24 protein-coding genes and 1 riboswitch are annotated in these 26,439 nt (G+C 71.8%); of the genes, 11 read left to right on the top strand and 13 right to left on the bottom strand.

From position 1 onward, the window contains the following. Positions 1-79: 79 nt before the first annotated feature. Positions 80-2,068: a DEAD/DEAH box helicase gene (locus tag ACFY2Q_RS01675; protein ID WP_387127553.1), complete on the bottom strand. Its 1,989-nt coding sequence runs from the start codon at positions 2,066-2,068 to the stop codon at positions 80-82. Between the two features lie 323 nt (positions 2,069-2,391). Continuing rightward, positions 2,392-2,985 carry a hypothetical protein gene (locus ACFY2Q_RS01670; RefSeq protein ID WP_387126528.1) on the bottom strand — a complete coding sequence of 198 codons (594 nt, stop codon included), beginning with the start codon at positions 2,983-2,985 and terminating at the stop codon, positions 2,392-2,394. Between the two features lie 181 nt (positions 2,986-3,166). On the opposite strand from ACFY2Q_RS01670, the gene ACFY2Q_RS01665 reads away from it, so the two are divergent. Next, on the top strand, positions 3,167-3,739 hold the full coding sequence (locus tag ACFY2Q_RS01665) for a hypothetical protein (protein WP_387126526.1): 573 nt from the start codon (positions 3,167-3,169) through the stop codon (positions 3,737-3,739). 420 nt (positions 3,740-4,159) lie between these two features. Here the strand turns inward: ACFY2Q_RS01665 and ACFY2Q_RS01660 are convergent, their stop codons facing one another. Next, positions 4,160-5,713, bottom strand: a complete 1,554-nt coding sequence (locus ACFY2Q_RS01660; protein WP_387126524.1) for a C40 family peptidase — start codon at positions 5,711-5,713, stop codon at positions 4,160-4,162. A 256-nt stretch (positions 5,714-5,969) separates the two neighbouring features. On the opposite strand from ACFY2Q_RS01660, the gene mqnE reads away from it, so the two are divergent. The 3 genes from mqnE to ACFY2Q_RS01645 all read left to right on the top strand — a co-directional run bounded on the left by mqnE (position 5,970) and on the right by ACFY2Q_RS01645 (position 7,993). Continuing rightward, positions 5,970-7,139: an aminofutalosine synthase MqnE gene (gene mqnE, locus ACFY2Q_RS01655; protein ID WP_091395685.1), complete on the top strand. Its 1,170-nt coding sequence runs from the start codon at positions 5,970-5,972 to the stop codon at positions 7,137-7,139. 22 nt (positions 7,140-7,161) lie between these two features. After that, positions 7,162-7,599 (top strand): hypothetical protein, encoded by a 438-nt coding sequence (locus ACFY2Q_RS01650; protein WP_387126522.1) that lies wholly within the window; start codon positions 7,162-7,164, stop codon positions 7,597-7,599. 73 nt (positions 7,600-7,672) lie between these two features. After that, positions 7,673-7,993, top strand: a complete 321-nt coding sequence (locus ACFY2Q_RS01645; RefSeq protein ID WP_387127551.1) for a DUF4229 domain-containing protein — start codon at positions 7,673-7,675, stop codon at positions 7,991-7,993. 62 nt (positions 7,994-8,055) lie between these two features. Here the strand turns inward: ACFY2Q_RS01645 and ACFY2Q_RS01640 are convergent, their stop codons facing one another. Next, on the bottom strand, positions 8,056-9,393 hold the full coding sequence (locus ACFY2Q_RS01640; protein ID WP_387126520.1) for a C39 family peptidase: 1,338 nt from the start codon (positions 9,391-9,393) through the stop codon (positions 8,056-8,058). 211 nt (positions 9,394-9,604) lie between these two features. Between ACFY2Q_RS01640 and ACFY2Q_RS01635 the strand changes: the two genes are divergently transcribed. The 4 genes from ACFY2Q_RS01635 (at position 9,605) to ACFY2Q_RS01620 (ending at position 14,685) form a co-directional block, all read left to right on the top strand. Next, positions 9,605-11,485 (top strand): M14 family zinc carboxypeptidase, encoded by a 1,881-nt coding sequence (locus ACFY2Q_RS01635; RefSeq protein WP_387126518.1) that lies wholly within the window; start codon positions 9,605-9,607, stop codon positions 11,483-11,485. A 46-nt stretch (positions 11,486-11,531) separates the two neighbouring features. After that, positions 11,532-11,677, top strand: a riboswitch (cobalamin riboswitch). An 83-nt stretch (positions 11,678-11,760) separates the two neighbouring features. Beyond that, entirely contained in the window at positions 11,761-12,696 is a 936-nt protein-coding gene (locus ACFY2Q_RS01630) for an ABC transporter substrate-binding protein (RefSeq protein WP_387126516.1), read from the top strand. Positions 12,697-12,718: 22 nt separating this feature from the next. Then, the gene (locus ACFY2Q_RS01625) at positions 12,719-13,825 is read left to right on the top strand and encodes a FecCD family ABC transporter permease (RefSeq protein WP_387127549.1); all 1,107 of its coding nucleotides are present in this window, start codon (positions 12,719-12,721) and stop codon (positions 13,823-13,825) included. 80 nt (positions 13,826-13,905) lie between these two features. Next, a complete protein-coding gene (locus ACFY2Q_RS01620; protein WP_387127547.1) occupies positions 13,906-14,685 on the top strand; it encodes an ABC transporter ATP-binding protein in 780 nt (259 codons plus the stop codon). Positions 14,686-14,694: 9 nt separating this feature from the next. On the opposite strand, the gene ACFY2Q_RS01615 is transcribed toward ACFY2Q_RS01620, so the two are convergent. The 5 genes from ACFY2Q_RS01615 to ACFY2Q_RS01595 all read right to left on the bottom strand — a co-directional run bounded on the left by ACFY2Q_RS01615 (position 14,695) and on the right by ACFY2Q_RS01595 (position 18,269). Continuing rightward, complete coding sequence (locus ACFY2Q_RS01615; protein WP_387126514.1) at positions 14,695-15,468, bottom strand: VOC family protein; 774 nt, start codon at positions 15,466-15,468, stop codon at positions 14,695-14,697. A gap of 95 nt (positions 15,469-15,563) precedes the next feature. Continuing rightward, positions 15,564-16,301, bottom strand: coding sequence for an ABC transporter permease (locus ACFY2Q_RS01610; protein WP_387126511.1), 738 nt, complete (start codon positions 16,299-16,301; stop codon positions 15,564-15,566). 11 nt (positions 16,302-16,312) lie between these two features. After that, on the bottom strand, positions 16,313-17,311 hold the full coding sequence (locus tag ACFY2Q_RS01605) for an ABC transporter ATP-binding protein (RefSeq protein WP_387126509.1): 999 nt from the start codon (positions 17,309-17,311) through the stop codon (positions 16,313-16,315). Next, entirely contained in the window at positions 17,308-17,634 is a 327-nt protein-coding gene (locus tag ACFY2Q_RS01600) for a transcriptional regulator (protein WP_387126507.1), read from the bottom strand. Before ACFY2Q_RS01600 ends, ACFY2Q_RS01605 begins: the two co-directional genes overlap by 4 nt. Next, positions 17,631-18,269, bottom strand: coding sequence for a transporter (locus tag ACFY2Q_RS01595; protein WP_387126505.1), 639 nt, complete (start codon positions 18,267-18,269; stop codon positions 17,631-17,633). The genes ACFY2Q_RS01600 and ACFY2Q_RS01595 overlap by 4 nt, the downstream gene beginning before the upstream one ends. A gap of 152 nt (positions 18,270-18,421) precedes the next feature. Between ACFY2Q_RS01595 and ACFY2Q_RS01590 the strand changes: the two genes are divergently transcribed. Then, positions 18,422-18,679: a hypothetical protein gene (locus tag ACFY2Q_RS01590; RefSeq protein WP_387126503.1), complete on the top strand. Its 258-nt coding sequence runs from the start codon at positions 18,422-18,424 to the stop codon at positions 18,677-18,679. Further along, positions 18,667-18,831 carry a hypothetical protein gene (locus ACFY2Q_RS01585; protein ID WP_387126501.1) on the top strand — a complete coding sequence of 55 codons (165 nt, stop codon included), beginning with the start codon at positions 18,667-18,669 and terminating at the stop codon, positions 18,829-18,831. Before ACFY2Q_RS01590 ends, ACFY2Q_RS01585 begins: the two co-directional genes overlap by 13 nt. A gap of 64 nt (positions 18,832-18,895) precedes the next feature. Here the strand turns inward: ACFY2Q_RS01585 and ACFY2Q_RS01580 are convergent, their stop codons facing one another. Together ACFY2Q_RS01580 and ACFY2Q_RS01575 are read right to left on the bottom strand one after the other, a co-directional pair. Continuing rightward, the gene (locus tag ACFY2Q_RS01580; protein WP_387126499.1) at positions 18,896-21,202 is read right to left on the bottom strand and encodes a HelD family protein; all 2,307 of its coding nucleotides are present in this window, start codon (positions 21,200-21,202) and stop codon (positions 18,896-18,898) included. A gap of 524 nt (positions 21,203-21,726) precedes the next feature. Next, positions 21,727-22,977: a DUF222 domain-containing protein gene (locus ACFY2Q_RS01575; RefSeq protein ID WP_387126497.1), complete on the bottom strand. Its 1,251-nt coding sequence runs from the start codon at positions 22,975-22,977 to the stop codon at positions 21,727-21,729. 319 nt (positions 22,978-23,296) lie between these two features. Between ACFY2Q_RS01575 and ACFY2Q_RS01570 the strand changes: the two genes are divergently transcribed. Beyond that, positions 23,297-24,148, top strand: a complete 852-nt coding sequence (locus ACFY2Q_RS01570) for a menaquinone biosynthetic enzyme MqnA/MqnD family protein (RefSeq protein ID WP_387126495.1) — start codon at positions 23,297-23,299, stop codon at positions 24,146-24,148. Positions 24,149-24,282: 134 nt separating this feature from the next. Here ACFY2Q_RS01570 and ACFY2Q_RS01565 read toward each other — a convergent pair whose 3' ends face one another. Both ACFY2Q_RS01565 and ACFY2Q_RS01560 read right to left on the bottom strand, forming a co-directional pair. Beyond that, positions 24,283-25,239, bottom strand: a complete 957-nt coding sequence (locus tag ACFY2Q_RS01565) for a hypothetical protein (protein ID WP_387126493.1) — start codon at positions 25,237-25,239, stop codon at positions 24,283-24,285. After that, positions 25,239-26,225 (bottom strand): hypothetical protein, encoded by a 987-nt coding sequence (locus tag ACFY2Q_RS01560; RefSeq protein ID WP_387126490.1) that lies wholly within the window; start codon positions 26,223-26,225, stop codon positions 25,239-25,241. The genes ACFY2Q_RS01565 and ACFY2Q_RS01560 overlap by 1 nt, the downstream gene beginning before the upstream one ends. Positions 26,226-26,439: the final 214 nt, after the last annotated feature.

The raw sequence follows: 26,439 nt of genomic DNA, 5'->3' as shown, positions 1-26,439 counted from the left end.
CCGGACCGACATTGGCAGCGCATGCGCGAACGCCGCCGCAGAGCGTCAGCTCCGCGACGGCGTCCGTCAGACAAATGGATCAGTGGGTACGCGCCGGCGGTCGCCCGCCGAAACCGCGCCGGTCGTCCCGCGGCCGGTCGTCACGTGGCCGGTCGTCGGAGCGGAAACCACCCCGGGTGTCCCGGTCCGGGAAACGCCGCTCGCCGGCTGGCCGGTCGCCCTGAGTGCGGTCACCAAAACGCCGCTCGCCGCTGGCCCGATCCGCGCTGGGCCGGTCGCCATAGCCCCGGCTGTCCCGGTCGGCGTAGCGCCGCTCGCCGGTGGGCCGGTCGCTGTAGCCGCGCTCGCCGGTGGGACGGTCACCGGTCGGGCGGTCGCCGTAGCGGCGCTCGCCGGTCGGCCGGTCGCCGAAGCGACGGTCGCCCTGCGGTCGGTCGGACCGGTCGCCGAACTGCTGACGGTCGCCGAAGCGGCGCTCGCCAGTGGGTCGGTCGCCCTGCGGGCGGTCGCCGTAGCCCCGCTCACCCTGCGGGCGGTCGCCGTAACCCCGGCTGTCCCGGTCGGCGTAGCGACGCTCGCCGGTGGGTCGGTCGCTGTAGCCGCGGTCGCCGGTGGGTCGGTCGCCGTGCTGGCGGTCACCTGTCGGGCGGTCGCCGAAGCGGCGCTCGCCGGTCGGCCGGTCGCCGAAGCGACGGTCGCCGGTCGGCCGGTCACCGTAGCGACGGTCGCCGGTCGGCCGGTCACCGAAGCGACGCGGGCCGCCGGACCGGTCGTCGAAGCGGCGCGAGCCGCCGGAGCGGTCGCCGTAGCCACGAGGCTCCGCCTCCACCCGGACCGGGACGCCGCTGGGCTCACGGGCGCCGATCAACTCGGCCAGCACCGGGTCGCCGAGCCGGACCCGGGTCTCGGCCGGCGCCACGCCGGCCTTCTCCATCATCGCGAGTGTCGTACGGCGCTGCTTGGGCAGCACCAGCGTGGCGACAGCACCCGACTCGCCGGCCCGGGCGGTGCGCCCGGCGCGGTGCAGGTAGTCCTTCGGGTCCTTCGGCGGGTCGACGTGCAGCACGAGGGTGACCCCGTCGACGTGGATGCCCCGTGCCGCTACGTCAGTGGCGACCAGGACGTTCATCCGCCCCTCACGGAACTCGGCAAGGGTCTTCGTCCGCATCCGCTGGGTCTTGCCGCCGTGCAGCCCACCGGCGCGTACGCCGACCGCCGCGAGCTGCTCGACCAGCCGGTCCACGCCCAGTTGGGTACGCGCGAAGACCATCGTGCGGCCGTCCCGGGCGGCGATCGAGGCGGCCACCGGGAACTTCTCGTGCGGCGGGATCAGCAGCATGTGGTGGTCCATGGTGGACACCGATGCGGTCGACGGCGCTGTGGAGTGGGTCACCGGGTCGTTCATGAACCGCTTGACAAGCGTGTCGACGTCGCCGTCGAGGGTGGCCGAGAAGAGCAGGCGCTGACCACCGGCGGGTGTCTTCGCCAGCAGCTCGGTCACCTCGGGCAGGAAGCCCATGTCGGCCATCTGGTCGGCCTCGTCGAGCACCGTCACCTCGACGTCGTCGAGCTGGCAGATGCCCCGCTCGATCAGGTCGCCGAGCCGGCCCGGGGTCGCCACGATGATCTCCACGCCGCGTCGCAGCGCGTCGATCTGGCGGTCGTACGGAACCCCGCCGACGGCGGTCTTGAGGAAGATGCCGACGGCCTTGCCCAGCGGCAACAGGGCGTCGTTGACCTGCATGGCCAACTCGCGGGTCGGAACCAGGATGAGCGCGCGGGGGCGCATCGGCCGGGCCCGGTTGCGGGTGGCCAGCCGGGCGATCAGCGGCAGACCGAAGGCGAGCGTCTTGCCCGACCCGGTCTGCCCACGGCCCAGCACGTCACGGCCGGCGAGCGCGTCCGGAACGGTGGCCCGCTGGATCTCGAACGGGCTGGTGATGCCCTGCTGTGCCAGCGCGCGGACCAGCGGCTCGGGCAGGCCGAGGCCGGCGAAGTCGACAGCCTCGGTGGTCTCGGACGAAGCGGAATCGGCCGGCGTGTCCGCGCCCGGGGCAGGCTCGGTCAGGTCGGCGGCGGGCGCTACCGGCGCGGCCTCAATCGGGGCGGTGTCGGGAGTCGCCGGGGCGGCGTCGTTCGCCGCGCTGGGGTCGAAAACGGACGTAACGGTGCTGGGGTCAGCAGAGGTGGTCAACAAATGCCTTTCGAGCGGGGCGCATCTTCGCGATGGCCTGCCGCGGCTGTACCGCCGGATCGCCCGCAAGACCGCCCAGGGGCGCGCACCACACGCGCCGGGTCAGTGATCCTGACCAGTGTACGGCCGTTCGCCAGACTCGCCAGCGGGTTGCCCGACCGTAGTGGGCGGACTCACCATAGTTACCGCTCTGCGACTCAGCCGTTGAGGACGCTTCCCACCAGGCTGTCCATGGCGTCGTTGGCAAGCAGGACGACAAGCACGCTGATCGCCACAAGCAGCCCCAGAGCGGCGATCAGGACGATCACCACCCGCGTGTTGCGGGACCGCTCGGTCGGAGTGTCAGCCCAACCCTGGGCCAGAATGTGCCCGGTCAGCGAGCCGGAATTCTCCACCGCCCGATTGGCGGGCAGCGCGATCGTGGCGAAGCCCGGCCCCTCACCGCCGCCGTAGACGGTGCCCGCCAGGTCGGAGTCGCCGTCGCGCCCCTTGGGGCGGTTGCCGGCCGCCGTACTCCGCCCGGCGCGGTCGCCCGCCGGGTAGGTCGAGGGCGTGGCCGTACGGGCGCCGCCGGTGCCGCTCGGCGAGGAAGCGCCGGTGGAGAACGCCGGGGGAGCGCTGCTGGTGGACCGCGAGTGCGCGCTGCTGGTGGACGGCGAGTGCGTGCCGGTGGTCGACGGCGGCCAACTGGGCAGCGCGGGTGCGGGCACCACAGGCGCGCCGGTGCCGGGCGCGTCGGCCCACCCACCGCTGGGCGCGGGCCGCGTCGAGCCCGGAGCAGGCGGCGTCACGGGCGGGGCGGGAGGCGTCGCGCTCGGAGCGGGAGGGGTCGAGGCCCGAGCAGGAGGCGTCGCGCTCGGAGCGGGAGGGGTCCACCGCACCCCGCCCGGAGTCGACTGTGCCGCGCCCGGGGTCCGTTGCGCCGTGCCATCCGCGGATGGCCAGCCGGCCGGCGGCGCGGAGACTGACGCGGTGGCGCGTACACCAGGGGTGTTGGTCATGGCCGGCGGCGGCGGAAACGGTGGTGCCGGCCGCGGGCCGGGCGGCGGTGGTGGCGTGGGCAACGGTGGACCGGGCGGCGGAGTCGAGGGCCCCGGAACGGGCGGCGACGGCGGGCCCGGGATGGGCGGCAGCGGCGAGGGCGGCGGCACGGGCGGACCGGGGACGGGCGGCGGCGTGGGCCCGGGCTGCGGCGGGGGGACGGGCTCCGGCGTCGGCGCCGGGCCGGGCGGGTACGGCCCCGGGCTGGGCGCGGGCTCCGGCTCACCCGGGCCGGTCGGCTCGGGCTCCGGAGGCGTCGGCCCGGGGGTCGGCGGTGCGGGAGTCGGCTCCGGAGGCTGCGCCGGCTCGGGCGGCTCGGGACTCACCGGCCCGGACCGGTACACGGCGGGCGTGCTCGCGTGGGGCTCCGGAGTGTCCCCGGCGGAGGCCGCTACCCGGCTGCTGTCCGGCACCGTGGCGCTGGCCCGGGCCGGTTTGGCCGAGCCGTCCCGCTGGCCGGGCAGCGGGAGGCTGGCGGGGCTGGCCGAGCCGGTCGCCCGGTAGGTGGTCGCGGTGGCCGGGGCGCTGGCCGGGAGATCACCCGTGCGCGCCGAGACGGTCGCGACACTTGCCCGGGCTCGCACGGGGACGGCGGCAGCCGGGCCAGGGGGAGCATCGTCGGCGTGCTCGACATCCGTCTCGGGTGTGCTGCCGTCGGCGGAGAGGGCAGGGCTGGCGGCAGCGCCGTCGGGCGTGCCCTCGACTGCCGAGTCGGTGCTGGTCGACGGGTCAGCCGCGCCTGGCTCCGGAGGGTCGGCCCGGTCGACGACAGGGTCGACAGTCTCCGCCGGATCTCTCTGCTCGGCCATCTCCGCCCTCCGCGCCACGCTCGCACCCGAGCCCGTGACGTTCGGACCGGATGTGCCTGGTTGTCACGGTGCCACAGATCGTCTCGGGCGGACAGCCAGAGCCCGCGGTGGCGGGTCAGTTGTCGGTGCTCGGGCTGCCCGTCGGGCTGTTACTTGCGGACCCGCTTCGGCTGGTCTCGGGCGTGGCGGGTGCCGACGCGGTGGCCGATGCGCTGGCCGGTGCCGTGGTCGGCGGCGGCGGCAGGGTCGTCGGGCCACCCGGGGTCGGCGTCGGGCTCGGCGTGGTGCTGCCGGTCGGCGTCGGGCTGGGTGTGTCGGTCGGCGTCGGGCTTGTCGACCCGGTCGGTGTGGGCGTCGGCTCCGTGGGCGTCGACGGCGTGGTGCTCGGCTTCGGCGTCTTGGTCGGTGTGGGCGTCGGCCGGACGGGCGGCGGAGCCGGTGGTGTCGGCACCACCGGGGCCGGGACCGCGCCGATCACCCGGGTGGCGGCGTAGAGCCGGGTCCAGCCGACAACCGAGATCTTGACCACGTCGCCGGTGGTGGGCGCCTGCACCATCTTGCCGTTGCCGATGTACATGCCGACGTGGTGGATCGTCGTCCAACTGCTGCCGGAGGCGAAGAAGAGCAGGTCGCCGGGGAGCAGCGCGCTCTGCGACACCGTGCGACCCCGAGTGGCCGCGTACTGGTCCCGGGCAACCCGGGGCAGGTCGAAGTAGTCGGCACCGCGCGACCGGTACGCCGCCCACATCAGGCCGGAGCAGTCGAACGAATCCGGCCCCTCCTCCGACCACTTGTACGGGTCGCCGAGTTGGGCGAGCGCGTAGCGGACTGCGGCCAGCGCCCGTGGGTGCGCGGCCATTCCGCTGATGTTCTGGCCGGCGACGTAGCCCGCGCCGAACTGCTGCTCGGTGGCTTCCTGTAGACGTTCGAGCGCGATCAGTTGCGTGGCGTTGTTCTTGCGGAGGGTGAGCAGGCTGGCCTCGGCCGCGCGCAGCGCCGCCTCGCCGGTGGTGAACTCCGCCTTGGCCGCGTCGAGCGCGGCCTTGGCCGCGGCGTGTGCCTCGTAGGCCTTCTGCTCGCCGGCCCGCGCCCGCGTCAGCTCCCCGGTCACGCCTGTGGTGGCGCCCTCGACCTTTTCGCCACGGTTGATCCGGTGCAGGCGGCTCAACCCCCGGATGTCGTTGGCGAAGTCGCCGGGTGGCAGCGCGGCGTCGGCCTTGACGGCTTCCGCGGCGGCGGCGTCGGCCGCCTGCTGGGCACGGAGCACGGCATCCTGCGCGGTCTCCAGCGCCTTGCCGGCCGCGTCGAGCTGGGCCTGCGCGGCTGTCCGTTTCTGTTGGCTCTGCAACAGCCCATCGCCGAGGAGGCCTACCTGACTCTCGGCGGCGGCGATCTGGGCGGCCAGCGGGCCCGCGCCGACGTTGACCACAGGTGGGACGGTGCCGCCGGTGCCGGGCGCGCCACCGGGCAGCCGGAGTTCGCCGACAGCCGCCGGCCGGGAGCCGGTGTCCGGGACCGTGGCGGGCACGGCCGGGTCGGCGTACGCGGGGGTGGCCAGCACGGCGGCGGCGATCGCGCCGAGCAGGGCAGCCCAGAGCTTCGGCCGCAGCACCGGCGAGATCACCGGGCTCCGTCGTCGCTGCCGTCGCCCGCGCTCGCTGTCGACCATTCCGCTCCCGTCCCGTGCTCGCCGCCACGCTCGGTAAGCGCGGCCGTCGGGGCGGTGCCAGTGTGTGAGTTCCGCCCCACCCTGTCTTACCGCACCCGCCCGGTGATGTCGATGCGTCGCCGGGTTACGGGAGGCTGAGAGTCTGTTGAGTGGATCGCGTGACGTGCCGGATGGATCGCTGCCGCCGACCGTGCCGCCGCGAGCATCGGAGCGCCGACGTACGCTCGACCGGGACCGCAGGTGGAAGGGACGTGCCATGGACGCCGGACTCAAGCGCGAGCTCGAAGCGAAGGTGTACGCCGGTGAACGGCTGACCCGGGAGGACGGGGTCGCGCTCTACGAGAGCGACGACCTGACCTGGTTGGGCCGGTTGGCGCACCACAAGCGCACCGAGCTCAACGGTGAACGGGTGATGTTCAACGTCAACCGGCACCTCAACCTGACAAACGTCTGCTCGGCGTCCTGTGCGTACTGCTCGTTCCAGCGCAAGCCGGGCGAGAAGGACGCGTACACGATGCGCATCGACGAGGCGGTCCGCAAGGCCAAGGAGATGGAGGATGAGCAGCTCACCGAGCTGCACATCGTCAACGGCCTGCACCCGACGCTGCCGTGGCGTTACTACCCGAAGGTGCTGCGCGAGCTGAAGGCGGCGCTGCCGAACGTCAAGCTCAAGTGCTTCACCGCGACCGAGGTGCAGTGGTTCGAGAAGATCAGCGGCCTGAGCGCCGACGAGATCCTCGACGAGCTGATGGACGCCGGCCTGGAGTCGCTCACCGGCGGTGGCGCGGAGATCTTCGACTGGGAGGTCCGGCAGCACATCGTCGACCACGCCTGCCACTGGGAGGACTGGTCGCGCATCCACGCGCTGGCGCACAGCAAGGGCATGAAGACCCCGGCGACCATGCTGTACGGCCACATCGAGGAGCCTCGGCACCGCGTCGACCACGTGCTGCGGCTGCGCGAGTTGCAGGACGAGACCGGTGGCTTCGCGGTCTTCATTCCGCTGCGTTACCAGCACGACTTCGTGGACTCGGCGGACGGCAAGATCCGTAACCGGATCCAGGCGCGCACCACGATGGCGTCGCCGGCCGAGTCGCTGAAGACGTTCGCCGTCTCCCGGCTGCTCTTCGACAACGTCCCGCACCTGAAGAACTTCTGGGTGATGCACGGGCTGTCGGTGGCGCAGCTCTCGCTGAACTTCGGCGTGGACGACCTGGACGGCTCGGTCGTCGAATACAAGATCACGCACGACGCCGACTCGTACGGCACCCCGAACACCATGCACCGCGACGACCTGCTGCACCTGATCTGGGACGCCGGTTTCCAGCCGGTCGAGCGGGACACCCGCTACAACGTGGTCCGGGAGTACGACAAGGCGCCGTCGCTTGCCGAGCGCCGCGCCGAGCCGCAGCAGGTCTGGGCCTGAGCACCACGTACCCTCGCAGTCGATGACCGAGCAGCGCGAGTCCGAGAAGCAGGGCGGGTTTCCCCGTCGGGACGACCAGGGACGCATCCGTACCCTGGCCGATCTGCTCGGCGTGTGCCTGGCCGGTCTGGTCATCGGCGTGTTGGCGCTCGTGGTGTTCGAGTTGGCGTTCGCCTCGTTCGGTGCCGGCGACTTCGGTAACACAAACGGTTGGCTGGCGGTGATCCTGCCGGCGTGGCTGTTCTGGGACGATTTCCGGGCGTGGGAGTTCGGTGCGGCCCGGGTGGTGGCGGCGCTCGTCGCGGCGGCCGTCGGGGTGGTCTTGGGCCTGCTGATCGCCGGGCTGGGCTCCGGGTTGCCGCCGCTGTTGTCCGGCGCGTTGGCGGCTGCGGCGTTCACTGTGGCGTACGCGGTGGTCTGGTTTCCGGGCGTCCGCTGGTTGGCCAGCCGGACCGGCTGACCCCGACCGCCCGCCGGGTGGGTCGATCTTTCCGCCGCAGGGCGGGGCGAACTAGGAAACGGAAGTGGTGCAGGTGAGCGCGGCGGTCAAGTACACGCTGGGCCGGCTCGGGCTGTTCGTCGCCGTGCTGGCGGGCCTCTGGTTCGTCGACATCGACATTTTCCTGAAGCTGATCCTGGCGCTGGCGTTCTCCGCCGCGCTCTCGTTCTTCCTGTTGCGCGGCTTCCGGGACGAGATGGCCGAGGAGATGGCCGGGGCGGCGGAGCGCCGCCGTGCGGAGAAGGAGCGCCTGCGCTCCGCTCTGGCCGGCGACGACAAGCCCGCGACCGACAAGCCCGCGACCGACAAGCCCTCCACCAAGCCCACCTCGCCCACCGACGAACCCCCGCGCTGATCAAGAGGTTCGCGTCGCCGGGCGGCTGCCCCGCGACGCGAACCCCTCGACCGCCCCGATGGTCACCAGTTGGTGGAGCCGGGGACCCGGGGCCAGGGCTTCGACGTCGGCTTGATGAGGTACGCGATGCCGCCCGAGCCGCCGGAGACGCCGCCGGTGGCGTTGGTGCGCTTGGTCCGCAGCCAGATCTGCTCGAACTGGGCACGCTTGTAGACGTTGCGCACCACGTCGTTGCTCGACGAGGCGGGGTCGTTGACGATGACGTCGCCGTCTGCGGTGAAGCCGACCACCACGAACAGGTGCCCGGAGGTGCCGTAGTTCGCCCCGTCCAGTTCGCTGGCGAGGAAGGACTGGCTGGTCACCACCGGGATGCCGGCGGCGATGAAGCGCTCCAGCTCGTCAAGTGAGTGCAGCCGGGTGACACGGCCCTCCAGTCCGGGGAAGCTTGCCGCGTACGCGGTGTTGAACGGCCAGTTGCCCGCGCCGTCGTACGCGTAGTCGAAGACCATCCGGGCGGCGTGGTTGACAGTCGGGTCGGGGTAGGTCGGGTCCACCCAGGAGGTGTCGGCCGCCGACGGCCTGCGCCCCCAGTACTCGACGACCATCTCCGTGGAGGTGGGCGAGCACCATGCCTCGCCGCCGCCGTCGTACTCGGGGTAGTGCCCACTGTGCACGTTCTGCGAGTAGCGCGGCACCGGCAACTCGACCCCCCAGGCGATGCGCCCGGCGCTCGGTGTGACGGTGAACCGGTCCGGCACTGTGGAGCTCATCGCGCCGAGCATCCGGACCACAGGCGCGGCGGTCTGCCCGGGTGCTCGGTAGAGGGTCAGCCGCAGTTGGTAGGACCGCAGCAGCACCCCGGCGGTGGCGTCGTCGATGCTGAAGGTGTCGGTCCAGATCGTCGACCAGGGATCACCCTGCCGGTTGACGCTTGTCCGCTTGATGTCGGTGTCGCCGGAGGCCCAGCGACCCATGACGTACCAGGGGGTCTGGTCGCCGCTCGTGTAGCTGCCCTGCATCTCGACCTGGATCCAGGTGCCGGCGGGGGTCTCGGCGTTCCAGGAGGCGATCAGTTCGGTGGCGTCGAAGCCGATCCGGGTCACCGGCGAGGTCCAGGTGCCGTACTCCCAGGTGCGGGTGGCGCCGGTGTGCGGATCGGCGTACTCGATGGTGCCGGCCGGGCGGGCCAGGGTGACGCCCGTTCGAGCGCCGGGCACGACGCGGGTGCCGGCGCTGCTGCCCCGGTGCCAGTCGGCGGGCCCCGACCATTCCTGGAAGGTGATCTGCTCGTCGTGGGCGGGGGTGGGTGGTCGCCCTGCTGTGGCGGGGGCTGTGGTGGCGAGCAGGGTGAGCGCGCTGACGCCCGCGAGGGCGGCCGCGTGCAAGCGGGAACTGGCCATGGGTGCTCCGCGGTGTCCAGAGGTGCATCGTCGCTGGTCAGTGTTCCGCGCGGAGGGAAGTTTCGCCAGATGTTCCCGGGAGGAAAATCATTGCCGCAGCGATGGTGAATCTGGGATGCACAAGGCAACGACGGATATTGATTCGACCATGTGGCTGATGGTGAAGTGTGCATCACCGAGCGGGATGTCCCGCCCTTCAAGGAGGTAGTTCATGACCCTCCGCACGCCCAACCCTCTCCGCCGTCTCCTGGTGCTCGCCGTCGTCACCGGGCTGGGCATCGTCACCGTGGCCGCCGGACCGGTCGCCGCGAAACCCGCACCCGATCGCACCGCCGAGTCGGCCGCCGCCGGCTACCGGGTGCTCGGGCCCCGGACCCTCGCCGACCGCAACGCGGTGGCCCGCACCGGGGCTGCCATCGACTACTCCGAACACGGAGTCCTGCACATCTCGGCCACCGCCGCCGAAGCCGCCGCGATCGGCAGGCTCGGATTCCGCCTGGAACCGCTCACCCCGCCACCGAACGCCGAACGCGGCGCCGGTGAGATGGGCACGTTGGCCTTCCCGCCCGCCGACTCCAACTACCACGACTACGCGGAACTGACGGCCGTCGTGAACAAGGCCGTGACCGACCACCCGGCCATCGCCCGCAAGATCAGCATTGGTACGTCGTACGAGGGCCGCGACCTGATGGCCGTGAAGATCTCCGACAACGTCGGCACCGACGAGAACGAACCGGAGATTCTGTTCAACGCCCAGCAGCACGCCCGCGAGCACCTGACCGTCGAAATGGCGATCTACCTGCTCAACCTCTTCACCGACAGCTACGGCAGCGACTCCCGGATCACCAACATCGTCAACAGCCGGGAGATCTGGATCGTGCCGACGGTCAACCCGGACGGCAGCGAGTACGACATCGCCACCGGGTCGTACCGGTCCTGGCGCAAGAACCGCCAGCCCAACAGCGGCTCGTCGAACGTCGGCACCGACCTGAACCGCAACTGGTCCTACAACTGGGGTTGCTGCGGCGGCTCGTCGGGCTCGACCTCGTCGGAGACCTACCGCGGCCCGTCGGCGTTCTCCGCGCCGGAGACCCAGGCCCTGCGCAACTTCGTCAACAGTCGCGTGGTCGGTGGGACACAGCAGATCAAGGCGAACATCGACTTCCACACGTACTCGCAGTTGGTGCTCTGGCCGTACGGCTACACCACGGCGAACACGGCGGCCGGGATGAACGCCGACCAGTACAACACCTTCGCCACCCTCGGACAGCAGATGGCGGCGACGAACAACTACACACCGCAGCAGTCCAGCGACCTCTACATCACCGACGGCGACAGCATCGACTGGATGTGGGCCACCCACAACATCTGGGCGTACACATTCGAGATGTACCCGGGCTCGGCGAGCGGCGGCGGCTTCTACCCGCCCGACGAGGTGATTCCCGCGCAGACCAGCCGCAACCGCGAGGCGGTGCTGATGCTCAGCGAGTACGCCGACTGCCCGTACCGGGTCATCGGCAAGCAGGCGCAGTACTGCGGCGGCGGTGGTGGCGGCACCACGGTCTGGTCGGACACCTTCGAGACCGCCACCGGGTGGACCACCAACCCGTCCGGCACGGACGCCGCCACAAGCGGGGCGTGGGAGCGGGGCGCAGCCCAGGCGACCACCTCCTCCGGCGCCAAGCAGCTCACCCCGTACGCCGGCTCGAACGACCTGGTCACCGGCCGGCTCGCTGGCTCGGCGGCCGGTGACTACGACGTCGACGGTGGGGTGACAAGTGCCAGGTCCCCGGCGGTGACCCTGCCGTCGTCGGGCACACTCACCCTGTCCCTGGCCTGGTATCTGGCACACGGCTCGAACGCGTCGTCGGCCGACTACCTGCGGGTGAGCGTGGTGCACAACGGCGGCACCACAGCGCTGCTCACCCAGGCCGGCGCGGCGACCAACCGCAACGGGAGTTGGGCGGTGGCGAACCTCAACCTCACCCCGTACGCCGGCCAGTCCGTGCGGATCCTCGTGGAGGCGGCGGACGCCTCCGGTGCGAGCCTCGTGGAGGCGGCTGTGGACAACGTCACAATCACCGCCTCCTGATCGGGTGGGGCCCCGTTCCGCCCCGGCGGGGCCCCACCACCCGCTCCGAACCTCCAGCCCCATCGGTGCGCTACCGTCTTAGCGACCACTCCGCAGCGAAGCCGGTGTGAAACCGGCGCTGTCCCGCAACTGTGATGCCCCACCCGACGGTGGGGACAAGCCAGGTCGCCTGCGGATCGGTCGCGACACGCGCTCTCGAGGAAGGGCGCCTCGTGGGCGGGCGTACGGAAGCCCTGTCGGCGAAGCACCACACTCCTCGACCGACAGGAGGTTCCATGTCCAGACGTACCCCCCGGCTCTTCGCCGCGACGCTCGCGGTCGTCGCGCTCGCGCTCGGCGCCTGCGCCGAGAAGACCGCCGACCAGCCGACGCCCGGCGCAGGTTCGGCGAGCGTCAGCTACCCGGTCACTGTCGGCTCGCTCACCCTCGACAAGCGGCCCGAGAAGATCGTGTCGCTGGCGCCCACCGCCACCGAGATGCTCTTCGCCATCGGTGCCGGCCCGCAGGTGACCGCGGCCGACGACCAGTCCAACTATCCGGCCGACGCGCCCAAGACCGACCTGTCCGGCTTCCAGCCCAACGCCGAGGCGATCGCCAGCAAGAACCCCGACCTGGTGGTGCTCTCCGACGACCGCAACAAGATCGTCGACCAACTCGGCAAGCTGAAGATCCCGGTGTACCTGACCCCGGCGGCGACCACGCTCGACGACTCCTACCGGCAGATCGCCGACCTGGGCACGCTTACCGGGCACGCCGACCAGGCCACCGACGTCGTCACCCGGATGAAGGACGACATCACCAAGCTGGTCAAGGACGTGCCGCAGCGCGCCGAGAAGCTCACCTACTTCCACGAGCTGGGTCCGGAGCTCTACAGCGCGACAAGCAAGACCTTCATCGGCTCGATCTACGACCTGGCCGGCCTGAGCAACATCGCCGACCCGGCCGACGCGGACGGCAAGAGCGCCGGCTACCCGCAGCTGTCCCAGGAGTTCATCGTCAAGGCCGACCCCGACTTCGTCTTCCTGGCCGACGCCAAGTGCTGCCAGCAGAACGCCGACTCGGTAAAGGCCCGCAGCGGCTGGGCCGGGGTCACCGCGGTGAAGAACAACCAGGTCGTGCCGCTTGACGACGACATCGCCTCCCGCTGGGGCCCACGGATCGTGGACCTGCTCCGGGTCGTCATCGACGCGGTCGTCAAGGTGCCCGCGTGATCGACGTCCGTCGGTGACCGGACTGCTTCCGGTGGCCACTCCGGCACCAACCAGGCGGTCGGCCGGGACGCAGCTCGCGTCCCGGCCCGCCGGCCTGCGCAAGCGCTGGTTGGCCGCCGGGGTGTTCGCGGTGCTCGTCGCGCTCGTCGCCGGGGTGTCGCTCGGCCCGGTAAGCCTGCCGCCGGGCAGCGTCGCCGCCGAACTGCTCAACCTGATCCCCGGGGTGCACCTGGAGAGCGGGTTGACCGAGCGGGAAATCGCCATCGTCACCGAGTTGCGGCTGCCCCGGGTCGTGCTGGGCCTGCTCGTCGGTGGTCTGCTCGCCCTGGCCGGCGGCTGCTACCAGGGCGTGTTCCGCAACCCGCTCGCCGACCCGTACCTGCTCGGGGTGGCAGCCGGCGCGGGCCTCGCGGTCACCGCGGTGATCGCCCTCGGCGGCGCCGGCCGCGAGGGCGCGATCTCCGGGCTGCCGCTGACCATCCCGTTGGCGGCGTTCGTCGGGTCGCTTGTCGCCGTGACGATGACCTACCTGCTCGGCGCGGCCGGCGGGCGGAGCCGATCCCCGGCGATGCTGATCCTGGCCGGGGTCGCGGTCTCCGCGTTCCTCTCCGCCGGGCAGACGTACCTGCTGCAACGGCACTCCGACACCATCCAGTCGGTCTACTCCTGGCTGCTGGGCCGGCTGGCCACCGCCGGCTGGCACGACGTGCTGCTGGTGCTGCCGTACGCGGTGGTGACCACAGTGGTGGTGCTGCTGCACCGCCGCGAACTGGACGTCCTCGCGCTCGGCGACGACGAGGCGCGCAGCCTCGGCCTGCACCCGCAGCGGTCCCGCTACCTGCTGATCGCCGCCGCGTCGCTGGGCACCGCCGCGGCGGTCTCCGCGACCGGCCTGATCGGCTTCGTCGGCATCATCGTGCCGCACACCGTCCGGCTGCTCGCCGGGTCGAGCTACCGGGTGATCCTGCCGCTGTCGATGCTGTTCGGGGCCGCGTTCCTGGCCCTTACCGACGTGGTGGCCCGCACCGCCGCCGCCCCGGCCGAGGTGCCCATCGGCGTGGTCACCGCCCTACTCGGCGGCCCGTTCTTCGTCCTCGTCCTGCGCACCGCCCGGCGGGTGCTCACGTGAGCCGCGAGCCCGCTGCCGAGCCCGTCGCCGGGCGCGCTGCCGGTGCCGGGCCGGTCGGTGGTGCCGAGCCCGGCCCGGGCGTGCCGGCGGTCGAGGTCCGGGGGCTGCACGTCAGCCTGGACGGCACGCCGATCCTCACCGGCATCGACCTCACTGTCGCCGCCGGCGAGTGGGTAACCGTGATCGGCCCGAACGGCGCCGGCAAATCGACACTGTTGCGCGCCGTCGGCGGGCTGCTGCCCGCGCCCGGTGCGATCACCCTCTTCGGTACGGCGAGCACCGCGCTACGCCGCCGGGAGCGCGCCCGGGTGGTGGCCACCGTGGCGCAGTCACCGGTGGTGCCGCCCGGCATGTCGGTACTGGACTACGTGCTGCTCGGTCGCACCCCGTACATCGCGCCGCTGGGCCGGGAGTCGGCCGCCGACGTCGACGCCGTGCACGAGGTGCTGGATCGGTTGGACCTCGTCGGCTTCCACCGCCGCGAGCTGGCGACCCTCTCCGGGGGTGAACGGCAGCGGGTCTTCCTGGCCCGAGCGCTGGCCCAAGGCGCGACGCTGCTGCTGCTCGACGAGCCGACAAGCGCCCTGGACATCGGCCACCAACAGGAGGTGCTGGAGCTGGTCGACCAGTTGCGCCGCGCACACGGCCTGACCGTGCTCGCCACGATGCACGACCTCTCCGTGGCCGGCGAGTACGCCGACCGGATGGTGATGCTCGACGAGGGCCGGGTGGTGGCCGCCGGAACACCACCCGAGGTGCTGACCGAGCACCTCCTCGCGACCCACTACCGGGCCAGCGTCCGCGTCGTCCCCGGCACCCACGGCCCCCTGGTTGTTCCCGTTCGCCCCGCCCGCCGCTGACCTGGGCGGTCAGCTCTCGTCCGGGCCCAGGTCGATCACCGAGAAGAGCGCGCCCTGGGGGTCGCGTAGGGCGGCGAACCGGCCCGTCGGGATGTCGCGGGGTGGGACGAGGATGGTTCCGCCCAGCTCTGCGGCGCGGGCCGCCGTGGCGTCCGCGTCGGCCACCGCGAAGTACACGGTCCAGTACGCGGGCAGGTCGGCCGGGAAGTCGTCGGCCAGCGGCGGCATCATCCCGGCGACGATCCGAGCGCCGAGCCGCCACCCCGTGTACGTCATCCCGCCGACCGGCTGCTCGTCCGGCTGCCAGCCGAACACCAGCTCGTAGAAGACCTTCGCGCCTTCCGGGTCGGGGGTGACCAGCTCGTTCCAGCTCATCGCGCCGGGCACGTTGAACACCTCGGCGCCGGCCATGGCCTGCGGCTGCCAGACGCTGAACGTCGCTCCCGCCGGGTCGGCGAAGACCGCCATCCGTCCCCGGTCGAAGACCTCGAACGGCGGCACCACGACCTGCCCGCCGGCCCGTTCGACCCGGCCGGCGACGAGTTCCGCGTCGTCGGTGGCGAGGTACGTCGACCAGATCGGCACCTGGTCGGGAATCGCCGGCGGTCCCACTCCGGCGACCGGCTGCCCGTCGAGCAGGAACACGGTGTAGCCGCCCGCCTCGGGCTCCGGTGTCACCCGTCCGGTCCAGCCGAACAGCTCGGGGTAGAACCGCCGCGCGTCGGTCAGATCCGGGGTGGCCAGGTCGGCCCAGCAGGGCGTACCCGGCGGGACGGTGCTCACGTCAAGACCCCTCTCGGCCGGGGTGGCCACGGCGGCCCCCCTGCGGGAATCCTGGCACCGTCCCGACGCGGCCCGGGGCGGAAACGGACGAATCGTCAGCTGAACCGGCGACCCTCGTCCCGCCGGTACGCCCAGGCGGCGAGCGTGGCGAGCAGCACCACCCAGACACCGAGCATGATCAACGACAGCGGCTCGACACGGTAGTCGCCTACCGCCGCCCACATCAGCTCGGCCGCACCCCGGGTGGGCAGGAACGGCGCGATGGTCTCGATGAACCCGGGTGCGTCCCCCGGAGCGGAGAGCAGGCCGCCGCCGAACGCGAGCGGCAGGAAGACGACCTGCGCCACCACGATGGCTGCCTTGCTCGGCATCGAGTAGCCGATGGTCAGCCCCATCAGCGTGAACGGCACCGAGATGACGGCCACGGTGACGACGGCCAGCAGAAACGCCGCCGGGGTGATCCGGGCCGCGGTCAGGGTCGCGCCGATCACCACGACCGGGATCAGCGACAGGTATGTAAGCACCAGGCCGGCCAGCACCCGGCCGGCGAAGCGGGGCGCCGGCCCGGCGGGCAAAGTCCGGGTGTACGGGCTCCACGGCTGGTCGCGATCCTCGGCGACGCCGACGCCGTACTGGAAGATGTTGGCGCTCATCACCGAGAACGTGACCATCGACGCGGTGGCGAAGGTGGCACCTACCGGATCGTCACCGGCGAACGGCACCACAAAGAAGATCATGGCGGCGGCCGGGAAGAAGGCGCTGCCGACGATGGCCACCGGGATCCGGATGAGCTCCAGAAGCTGGTAGCGGGCGTGGACCAGGGCGAGCTGCACGGTGCGCCTCCTCAGACGGCGGTGGGTCGGCCGCCGGCAGCGGCGGTGGGCTGGCCGCCGGCAGCGGCGGGCTGGCTGGCGGCCGTGGGCTGGCTTTCGGCGGTGGGCTGGCGGGTCGTGGTGGCTTGGCTCTCGGCGGTGGGCTGGTCGGTGCCGGTGATGGCGAGGAACGCCTCTTCCAGCGACGTCGGCCGCACCTCCAGGTCGACGAACGTGACCCCGGCGGTGACCAGCGCCCGGACCAGTTCGTCGGCGTCGGTGGTGAGCAGGTGCAGCCGGCCGTCGATCCGTTCGGTGCGGACCACACCGGGCAGCTCGGGCAGCGCGTCGGCGACCAGGCTGACCCGGCGTACGCCGACGATGCCGCGCACCGCCGCCACCGTGTCGTCGGCGAGCACCCGGCCCTGCCCGATCACCACCACCCGGTGCGCGAGCGCCTCCACCTCCTCCAGGTAGTGGCTGCTCAACAGGACGGTTCCGCCGTCGTCGTGAAACGCGCGGATCGCATCCCAGAGCGTGTGCCGGGCTGCCACGTCCAGGCCTGTCGTCGGCTCGTCAAGCAGCACGAGACGGGGCCGGCCGACGAACGCCAGCGCCACCGCAAGCCGACGCCGCTGGCCGCCGGAGAGCCCACCGGTCTGCCGTCGGGCGAGGTCACCCAGGCCGAAACGGTCGAGCAGTTCGCCCCGGGGCACCGGGTCCGGGTAGTGCGCGGAGACGAAGTCGACGACCTCGCCCACCCGGAGCGTGCCCGGCAGGCCGGTCTCCTGCGGGGTGACGCCGATCTGTCGGCGGGAGGTTGGGTCGCGGGGGTCGCGGCCGAACAACTCGACGCGGCCCGAGGTGGGACGGCGGAGGCCGACAAGCAGGTTCATCAGGGTGCTCTTGCCGGCGCCGTTCGGGCCGAGCAGGCCGACCAGTTCACCGGCGTGGACCTCCAGGTCGACGCGGTCGAGGGCGAGGACGTCGCCGTACCGGCGGCTGGCCTGGTCGGCGCGGGCGAGTGTCATGGCTGCTCCTTCGACGGGGTCGGATCGAGCTGGGTGGGGTCGAGCAGGGTGCGGATGGCCTCCGTGTATTCCTCGAACGCCAGCCGACCGCGTCTGCTGAGCCGGATCAGCGTGGTCGGGGTGCGTCCACGGTGGGTCTTGCTGATCTCCACGTAGCCGGCGTCCTCCAGCTTGCGGAGGTGCACGGAGAGGTTGCCAGCGGTCATCGCGAGCAGATCCTGCAATCGGGGAAAGGCAATCCGGTCGCCGTCGTTGAGCGTCGAGAGGGTGGCGACCACCCGCAGCCGCGCCTGCGCGTGGATGACCGGGTCCAGTTCGGTCACGACCGTTGCCGCTGTCGTCGTCGGGCGACCGCTCCGGCGGCCAGGATTCCGCCTCCGCCGGCCACCGCGATGACAAGCGCGTGCCAGCTGGGCCCGGCGATCGTGCCGACCACGTTGATCACGCTGATCCAGGCGCCCAGCCGGAACAGGTCCCGGTCCAGCCAGATGGCTCCGCCGGCCATGTGCAGGGCGCCGGTCAGCCCGACGGCGATCGCCGACCAGAGCAGGCTGGCCTGGTCGGCTGGCAGGTGCTCGGAGATTCGCCCGACCGCCGTGTACACGCTCACCGACCCCAGGGCCCAGGCGCAGCCGTACCAGCGGCCACGCACCGCGGAGTCGCCACTGACCTGCCCGTACGCCCGCGCGCTGGCGACCGCCTGGACCGCCGCGGCAGCCGCGAGCAGGACGAACAGGACGGTCAACGGCAGCCATTCCGGCAGCCGGACCAGGACCCGACCATCGGGTGCGAAGCGCAGGAAGAACAGCCCGAAGCCGATCAGCCAGGCCACGCCCCACGGCCAGTAGAGCAGTCGCGCGTCCGGCTCCAGCCGACGTGCGGTGGCCGCCTGCTGGTCACGGATCAGCCGGAGCGCGGCCGCCGCGTCGGAGGGCGGCAGGTCATCGTTGGGTTCCACGCAAACTACTTTACGCCGCAAAGTCAACGCTGTGTGTCCCGCGCGTCGCCGGCGTCCCGCTTCAAGCGACCGGGTCGCCGACAGCGGCGCGGGGTGCCTATGGTGGGGAGCCGTCGTGACTGATCTGTCGCACAGGGCACAGAGGAGGGTCCGTGTCGAGCCCGAGCGGTGAGCTGGAGGTCGCACCGGAGGCTCTGAAAGTGTTCGCGGTGGCGTCCACCGACCGGGCGGCCCGCTTTCGTGAGCTGCACCGTCCGCCCGCCGCCGCCGGCACGATCGTGTCGACCGACCTCGACGAGCGGGCCATGCGTTTCGACTCGTACACAGTGGCCGAGGAGTTCACCACCGCCGCCGCCGGCCGCGCGCAGGAGGCTGCCGCCGCCCGGGTACGCGATTGGTGGGCGAGGTGATCGGCGACGCGCCCGGTGCCGGCTGGCACCGGCTCAATCCAAAGCGACTGCGGATCGAGTTCGCCGACGGCTCGTGGTTGGCCTTCACGGTGCCGATCGCCGAGCCCGGCAAGCCGCTGCGCGAGATCGCCGCAGCCCTAACCGGCCGCTGACCCGCGCTGCGGCGAGCCGCGCAGCGCTGACCCGCGCGCAGCGCTGGCCCGCGCCGGCCAGGGTCTACAGCGGTGCCGGCTGTAGTGGCCCGGCCTGCGGTGGTGTGGTCGGTTGCGGTGTGGCCCCGGGCGGTGCGGCTCCTGGCGGTGTGGCTTCTGTCGGGGTGGCTTCCGTCGGTGTGGTCAGCAGCGGCGCGGGCAGCGGTTCGCTGTGCAGCACCGAGAGCCGGGACACCGCTCGGGTGAGCACCACGTACAGCCGATGAAGCCCGCGCGGCTCGGCCGCGACGATCGCGGCTGGCTCGACCACCACCACATGGTCGTACTCCAGGCCTTTGACAAGCGTCGCGGGCACTACGGTGACCCGCTCCGCGGCCGTCACGTCGTCGGCGGTCGTGGTCGCGACACCGGCGGCGGCGAGGGCCGCGCGCAGCCCGTCGACCGCGTCGTCCGCGGCGATCACGCCCACCGAACCGTCGTGCGCGAGCGCCGCGCGCACCTCGCCCACCGTCGCCGAGGTCAGGTCGGTCACGGTACGCACGTCCAGGCCGCCGTCGCGGCGCAGCGACTCGGCCGGCGGTACGTTCACGGCGAGCGCCGGCAGCAGCAGGTTCGCGAACGCCACCACCGCGGCGGGCACCCGGAAACCGACGGTCAACGGGACCACCACCGCGTCGGGTTTGCCCAGGTGGGCCAGGGACTCCCGCCAGTCGGTGGCCGCCCACGGCGCGGTGCCCTGCGCGAGGTCACCGAGGAGGGTGACCGAGCCGTGCTCGCTGCGCCGGGCGATGGCCCGACACTGCATCGGGGAGAGATCCTGCGCCTCGTCCACCACCACGTGCCCGAACCCGGAGGCCCGCTCCAGCAACCCCGCCGCCTCGTCGATAAGCACGGCGTCCGCGGCGGTCCAGCGGGTCGCCTTCGGGGTACGCGCCGGCTTCACCCAGGTCAGCAGCGCCTGCTCGGCGTCGGTGAGCAGGCCATCCGCTGCGGCAGCGGCGAGTCGAGCCGGGTCGGACAGCAGGCCGTACACCAGCCCTTCCGGGGTGAGCGCCGGCCAGACCGTGTCCAGGAAGTCGACGACCGGTTTGCAGCGGCCCATCCGGCGCAGCCACGCGTCGCTGGGTGACTCCGCGCGGCGCGCCTCGGCCTGCCGTTGCAGCAGACCCACCACCCGCGCGCGGACCCGCTCCCGGCCCGTGGCGTACGGCAGCCCTTCCCGCCGGGTCTCCTCGACGATCCGATGCAGCGGCTCCAGCCCGATCCGCCACCGGAACGAACCGTCCGACACGGTGATCGAGTCGGTCGGCGTACCGATCTGGGCCTGCACCGCGCGCCGTAGCACGTCAGCCATCCGCACGTCGTGCTTGAGCGCGGCGACCGCCGGTGCCTCCACCGTCCGGACCGGCACCCGCGAGATCAGCTCCTCGACGGTGGCCTGCTCGACCTCGACCTCACCGAGCGTCGGCAGCACCGCCGCGATGTACGACAGGAACGCCCGGTTCGGCCCCACGATCAGCACACCCGCCCGCCGCAACCGCTCCCGGTGCAGATAGAGCAGGTACGCGGCCCGGTGCAGACCGACAGCCGTCTTCCCGGTGCCCGGCGCCCCCTGCACGCAGATCGAGTCGGCCAAGTCGGCCCGGACCAACTCGTCCTGCTCAGGCTGGATGGTGGCCACGATGTCCCGCATCGGCCCGACGCGCGGCCGCTCGATCTCGGCGGTGAGGATCCGGCTGGTCGTACCCAGCTCCTCACCCCGATCCAGCCGCTCATCCTCGAAGCTGGTCAGCACCCCATTGCTGAAGCCGAACCGCCGCCGGACCGCCACCCCCTGCGGATCGCGCGCACTGGCCCGATAGAACGACCGGGACACGGGTGCCCGCCAGTCCAGCACCAGCGGCTCGCCCCGCTCATCGGTGACGTGCCGCCGGCCGACGTGGTACCGCCGACCGTCATGATCGGTGCTGGTGCTGGTGCTGGTGCTGGTGCTGCTGCTGGCGCCGCTGCCGCTGCCGCCGCTGCTGCTGGCGCCGCTGCTGCCGCTGCCGCCGCTGCTGCTGGCGCCGCTGCTGGCGCTGCCGCCGGTGGTCTCGCTGCCCGTGGTCTCGGCGGTCGGGCGTCCGGCGAAGTCGAGGCGGCCGAAGAACAGCGGTGTGGTCGGGTCGTCGGCCAGCTCGGCCACACGGCGGGCCAGCGTGCGACCGAGCGTCTCCGCGGCGTACGCATCGCCGGCCACCTGATCGCCCGTGGCGAAGAGGGATTCGGCTCGCTCCCGCATCCGCCGCAGCGCTGCACGCGAGGTTGCCAGGTGTGCGCGCTCGGCGGCCAAGTCGTCGTCTAGGTGGGTGTCAAGGTCAGGTGCGGGCATGCTGACGTCCCATCGTCCACAGCTGCTGCTCGCTCGCGTTTCCGGGGGCGGATGGCCGGCCGCCCGGCGCGGTGACGTCCGTTCCGGTGCAGCTCACCTCGGCCGTCAAGCGGGGTGCAACCGTACGCTCCCGAGCCTGCCCGTGCCACCGAATTACCGATGCGGCCACCCGAAAGAGACGGCGTGGCGCCGCGACAGCAGGACGGCGTGCCGGTGGACGGCGGCTGTGCCGCTGTGCCGTCCGAGCCGCTGTGCCGCTCGGCCGCTCGGCCGCTCGGCCGCTGTGCCGTCCGAGCCACTCGGTCGCTGTGCCACTCGGTCGCTGTGCCGCTCGGCCGCTGTGCCGTCCGAGTTAGCCGAACGGCTGTGTCGCCCGTGCGGCCCGGCTTCCGGAGTGCTGCCGCGAGCCCGGGTTGGATCCCGAGGTGGGCTGTGCGGCCCATTGCGGTGAGACGGCATGCCGGCGGGTGGCTGAGGTGGGTCGTTCGCCCTGGTCCGGTGCCGCGTCTGTGGTGGTGTCGGCTTTAGCAGCGGCGGTGGTAGAGGTTGCGCCGTGGGGCGCGGAGCGGGTCGAGCCAGCGGGGCGGAAGGAAGTCGGGCTTGCCGTCAGGTGCGATGCGGACCGACCAGTCGCCTTGATGAAGGAGGCGATGGTGGTGGCCGCAGAGCAGGACCGCGTTGCCCAATGCCGTTGTGCCGCCGTCGGCCCAGTGCTGGACGTGGTGGCCATCGCACCAGCGGGATGGCCGGTCGCAGCCGGGGAAGGCGCAGCCGCCGTCGCGCAGCACCAGCGCGCGACGCAGTGGCCCGGTGAAGAGCCGGCGTTGACGACCGACGTCCAGGACCTGGCTGTTGCCGCCCAGCACGGCCGGCAGCACGGCGGCGTCGCAGGAAAGGCGGCGGATAGCGCCCGGTGTGAGGCGTTCGCCGGTCTCCAGGGCACCCGCACGTACGCCGTTGACCAGCGCATCCAGCGAAACGGTCACCACCAGTTGTGGGCGGTCACCGCCGTTGTCGGGCAGATGGCCGGTGCGCAGCGCCAGCCGACAGATCTCACCGAGGGCATCCGCCCTGCGTTGGCCAGGGCTGCGGTCGTCGTGCGCGCCTGCGGGTGCGCACAGCGGGTCGATTGCGTCGCGCAGCAGGCTCGCCGTTTCGGTGTCGAGGCTGCCGCTGAGGCGTACCCGCCCATCCCGTTGGTCGGAGAGGGTGACGTGCCGGCGGGCCTCGGCCCGCTCGGTGGCCCGCTCAAGGGCTGCCAGCTCAGCTTGGTCTGCCAGGTCGGGAGCGACGTGCGCGAGGACGCGCTCCCCGAGACGGCTCAGGGTCGCCGGATCGAACCTGTCGGCCCACGCGATCAGCAGATGGGTCGCCTTGTCGGTCACCTCTGGCCCCGCCTCGACAGGAAGGGCGGCGACGGTTTCCGCCACGACGCGGCCCTGCTCGACGGTGATCGTGCCGTCGTGCAGGGCATCGCGGACCGCTGATGGCGCCGCGTCGAGGGTGGCGGCGAGCTGAACGAGCTGGCGGGCAGATCGACCCGAGAGCCGGAGCCGATCCCGCAGCCAGACCGCAGTGGACGAGGCGCCTTGGGCGACGGCCAGGCCGCGGGAGTCAAGCTCGCGCACCAGGCCCAGCTCGACGGCGGCCAGCCGCTGCGACGCCGCGTGCGCCGCGTCGAGCGATGCGAGTAGCTCGGCGTCCGAGAGCGCCCATAGGGAGGTCGCGACGCAGTCGTCGACGGCACCACTCGCCTGCGACAACGCCCTCAACATGACGACAAGATAGAACATGTGTACGACAATTTCCGCCCCGTTCGGCCAGGTTGCGACCGCCTCGCCCGCCCGGGATCTGTCGGCGGTCTGACCCCGGTCAGAGCCGGATGCGCCACTCCACTGCCGGCCGCAACCATGCCCACCGCTGGCTTGCCTTCGTGCCGGTCGTCGCCCGGGCGTTGCGCGGGTCGGTGAGTGACGGTCCGGCCGTACCCGAGCGTGGTCCGTCCGGTGGACCAGAGCGTCAGCCGGATGCGGGGTTGGCCACTCTGGGCCGGCCCGCCGAGCCGGACTCGGGCGGCGGGGATACGGTCGGGTCATGGCTGAGCGCATCGCACGCCCGCGGGTCGGGCACATCCAGTTCCTGAACTGCCTGCCGATCTACTGGGGTCTGATGCGCTCCGGTGCCCTGCTCGACGTGGACCTGCACAAGGATTCGCCTGACCAGTTGAACACCGCGCTGATCGCCGGTGACCTGGACATCGGGCCGATCTCGCTGGTGGAGTACCTGCGGCACGCCGACGAGTTGCTGCTCCTGCCGGACCTAGCGGTGGGCAGCGACGGGCCGGTGCTCTCGGTGAACGTGGTCTCCACCCGGCCTCTCACCGAGCTGGATGGCGCTCGGGTGGCGCTCGGTTCGACTTCGCGGACCGGAGTGATGCTGGCCCAGTTGCTGCTCGCCGAGAAGTACCACGTACGCCCCGACTACTTCCGCTGCCCTCCGGACCTGACCCAGATGCTGCTGGAGGCCGACGCCGGGGTGCTGATCGGTGACGTGGCGCTGCGGGCGCTCCATGAGGCGCCGCAGCGCGGCCTCATGGTCACCGACCTCGGGCAGGCGTGGCGGGAGTGGAGCGGGCTGCCGATGGTCTTCGCCGTCTGGGCGGTACGCCGAGACTTTGCCGCCGCCCACCCGGGCATGGTCAAGGAGGTGCATGAGGCGTTCCTGCGCTCCAGGGACCTCTGCCTGGCCGAGTTGGACCAGGTCGCCGAGGCGGCGGCGCGGTGGGAGACGTTCGACGCCGCGACGCTTGCCACGTACTTCCGGACCCTGGACTTCTCGCTCGGTGACCGGCAGGTCGCCGGGCTGCGGGAGTTCGCCCGCCGCGCCGCCGCGAACGGTGAGGTGCCGGCCCTGCCGGACGGCGGCCCGGAGTTCTTCGCCGGCTGAGCCGCCGGTCAGGTCAACCGCCGAGCGGAACCCCCAGGCCCGGGCTGCCGGGCCGGGTTACCGCGCGCCCGACGACCGCACCGCCGGGAACGACCGTGCCGCCGGGACGACCGCGCCGGGCGCGGGCGGGCGGGTCAGGTGCGGGGGCGGAGCAGGGCCTTGGTGATCTTCTCGCAATTCTCCATGCCGTAGTCGTAGCCCTTGTTGATCGGGTACTTGACCATCACGCCCATCGTCCAGGTGTCGCCGATGGCCAGGCAGTTGACGTGCATCTCCTGCTCCCGGGTGCGGTCGATCCACCCGTTCTTGATGGCGATCTGCTTCTGCTCGGCGGCTGGGAAGGCCTTGCGGATGCCGAAGTCTCCCGCGCCGCGGACCAGCTTCATCTCGTTGAGCAGCCACTTCGTCCACTTTGGCCCGGCAGCGGTGCCGGTGGCGATGCAGTTGCCGAGTCGGGCGGTGTCGCGGGGGGAGAGGGCCGTCCGGCTCCAGCCCTTGTCGGGGGCGACGCTGCTGTCGGTGAGCTTGCACATGGAGAGCAGTCGCTTGATCGAGGCGTCCCGGCCGACGGAGTTGTAGAACTGCTCGGCCCGTTCGTTGTCGCTGTCCCGGATGATCTTCGTAGCGTCGGCAAGCATCGCATCGCTCGGCGCATCGCCGTCCTCGGCCGTGCGGCGCAGGTAGTCGGCGACGATCCACGACTTGATCAACGAGGCGGTGGTGCTGGTCTCGTCCATGTTCTTCGAACCGATGATCTTCCCGGTGCGGCGGTCGAGCACGCTCCAGGAGTACCAGCCTTCGATGTCGAGGTTGAGATCCTTGGCCACGAACGGCAGCGGTTCCAGCGCCGGGCTGGGGCTCGGCGACGGCGAAGCTGGCTGGCGGGCGCTGCGGCCGGTGGCCGCGCCGGTGGATCGGCTACTGGCGTCGGACTCACCCCACTTGGCGGCGGCGGCGGACTCGAACGGCGACCCGGGCAACAGTCGCAGCGACACAAGCACCAGCCCGATCAGGATGACCGCGATGGCGATCAGCCGCAGCGGGGCGGTGTCGCCGCCGTCGCGCCGGTCGGCCCGGCGGTTGCCGGCCATCAGCTCACGTCCAGCGTTTGCGGCACCTTGAGCGCGGCACCCGGCTGCGGGGTGACGAGTTGGGTGGCCACGCTGGCGCAGGCCTGCGCCCCGTAGTCCAGGGGGAACTTGGCGCTGGGGTAACGCAGCATCACCGCGAGGCTCCACTTGTCGGTGACCGCGAGGCAGTTGACGTGCCAGTTGCCGTCATAGGCGAGCTGTGTCCAACCGTTCTTCATGCTGACCGGGCCCTGCGCGGTGATCGACTCGGGCAGGCCGTCGATGATCCCCCAGCGCCCACCACCCGAATCCCGCTTCTGGTCCTTGTCCGCGGTGGTGCCGCGAACCTTGCTCATCTCGTTGAGCACCCACTTGGTCCATTTCGGGCCGGCGGCCTTACCGCTGGCGATGCAGTCGCCGAGCCGGACCGCGTCGCGGGGCGACATCCTGGTGAAACTCCAGTAGCCCTCGTACTTCGCCACATTGCCCCGCTTGGTGTCGGTCAGCCCGCAGATCGTGATCGCCCGCTGGATGACCGGGCTGGGCTGCCCGTTCGGCAGCACCTTGTAGGAGCCGCCGGCAGCGGCGTAGACCTTGTTGGCGGCCCCGTCGTTGCTGTCCCGGATGGCAGTGACGGCCATCTTCTTGAGGGCCTCGGGCGGCTCCTTGTCACCGAGCTGCCGCAGATAGTCGGAGACGATCCACGCCTTGATCATCGACTCGGTGGAGCTGGTCGCGGTCATGTTCTTCGACCCGGAGATCTTGCCGGTCGTCCGATCCATCAGCGCCCACGAGAAGAACTCGCCAGCGAAGTCCACCGACACCGGGCCAGCGGCCAGTGTGGGCGGTGGCGGCGGGGTGGGTGAGGGCGCGGCGACGCTTGCGGCGCCGCCTCCGCCTCCGCTGCTGTCACCGTCGGAGAGCCGGGCGTACGCGGCGGGGACCAGTAGGACACCACCGAGAAGGACCGCCACGACGGCGAACACCATGGTCACGCGAGATCGCATGATTTGGGTGAGCTCCAGATGTCAGGGCCGGGGGGCCGGCTTGTTGTCCGGGGCGATCGGTGCGTTCGCCGAGGCGCGGGGGGAGGTGGCCTCTGTGGAACCGACGATTGGTGGCAGCCGATCGGTTGACCGGCAGAAGTCTACGTCTGGACCAGCTGACCGGCAGGGTCCGACACCTGGCAACACGCCATATCAGTGGGAAATCAGGCTTATT

Origin of the sequence: Micromonospora sp. NPDC000316 (genome assembly GCF_042898885.1) — a bacterium.
GTDB lineage: Bacteria > Actinomycetota > Actinomycetes > Mycobacteriales > Micromonosporaceae > Micromonospora.
The sequence above is the reverse complement of the archived record's forward strand: the minus strand, read 5'-3'. Positions and strand labels throughout refer to the sequence as shown.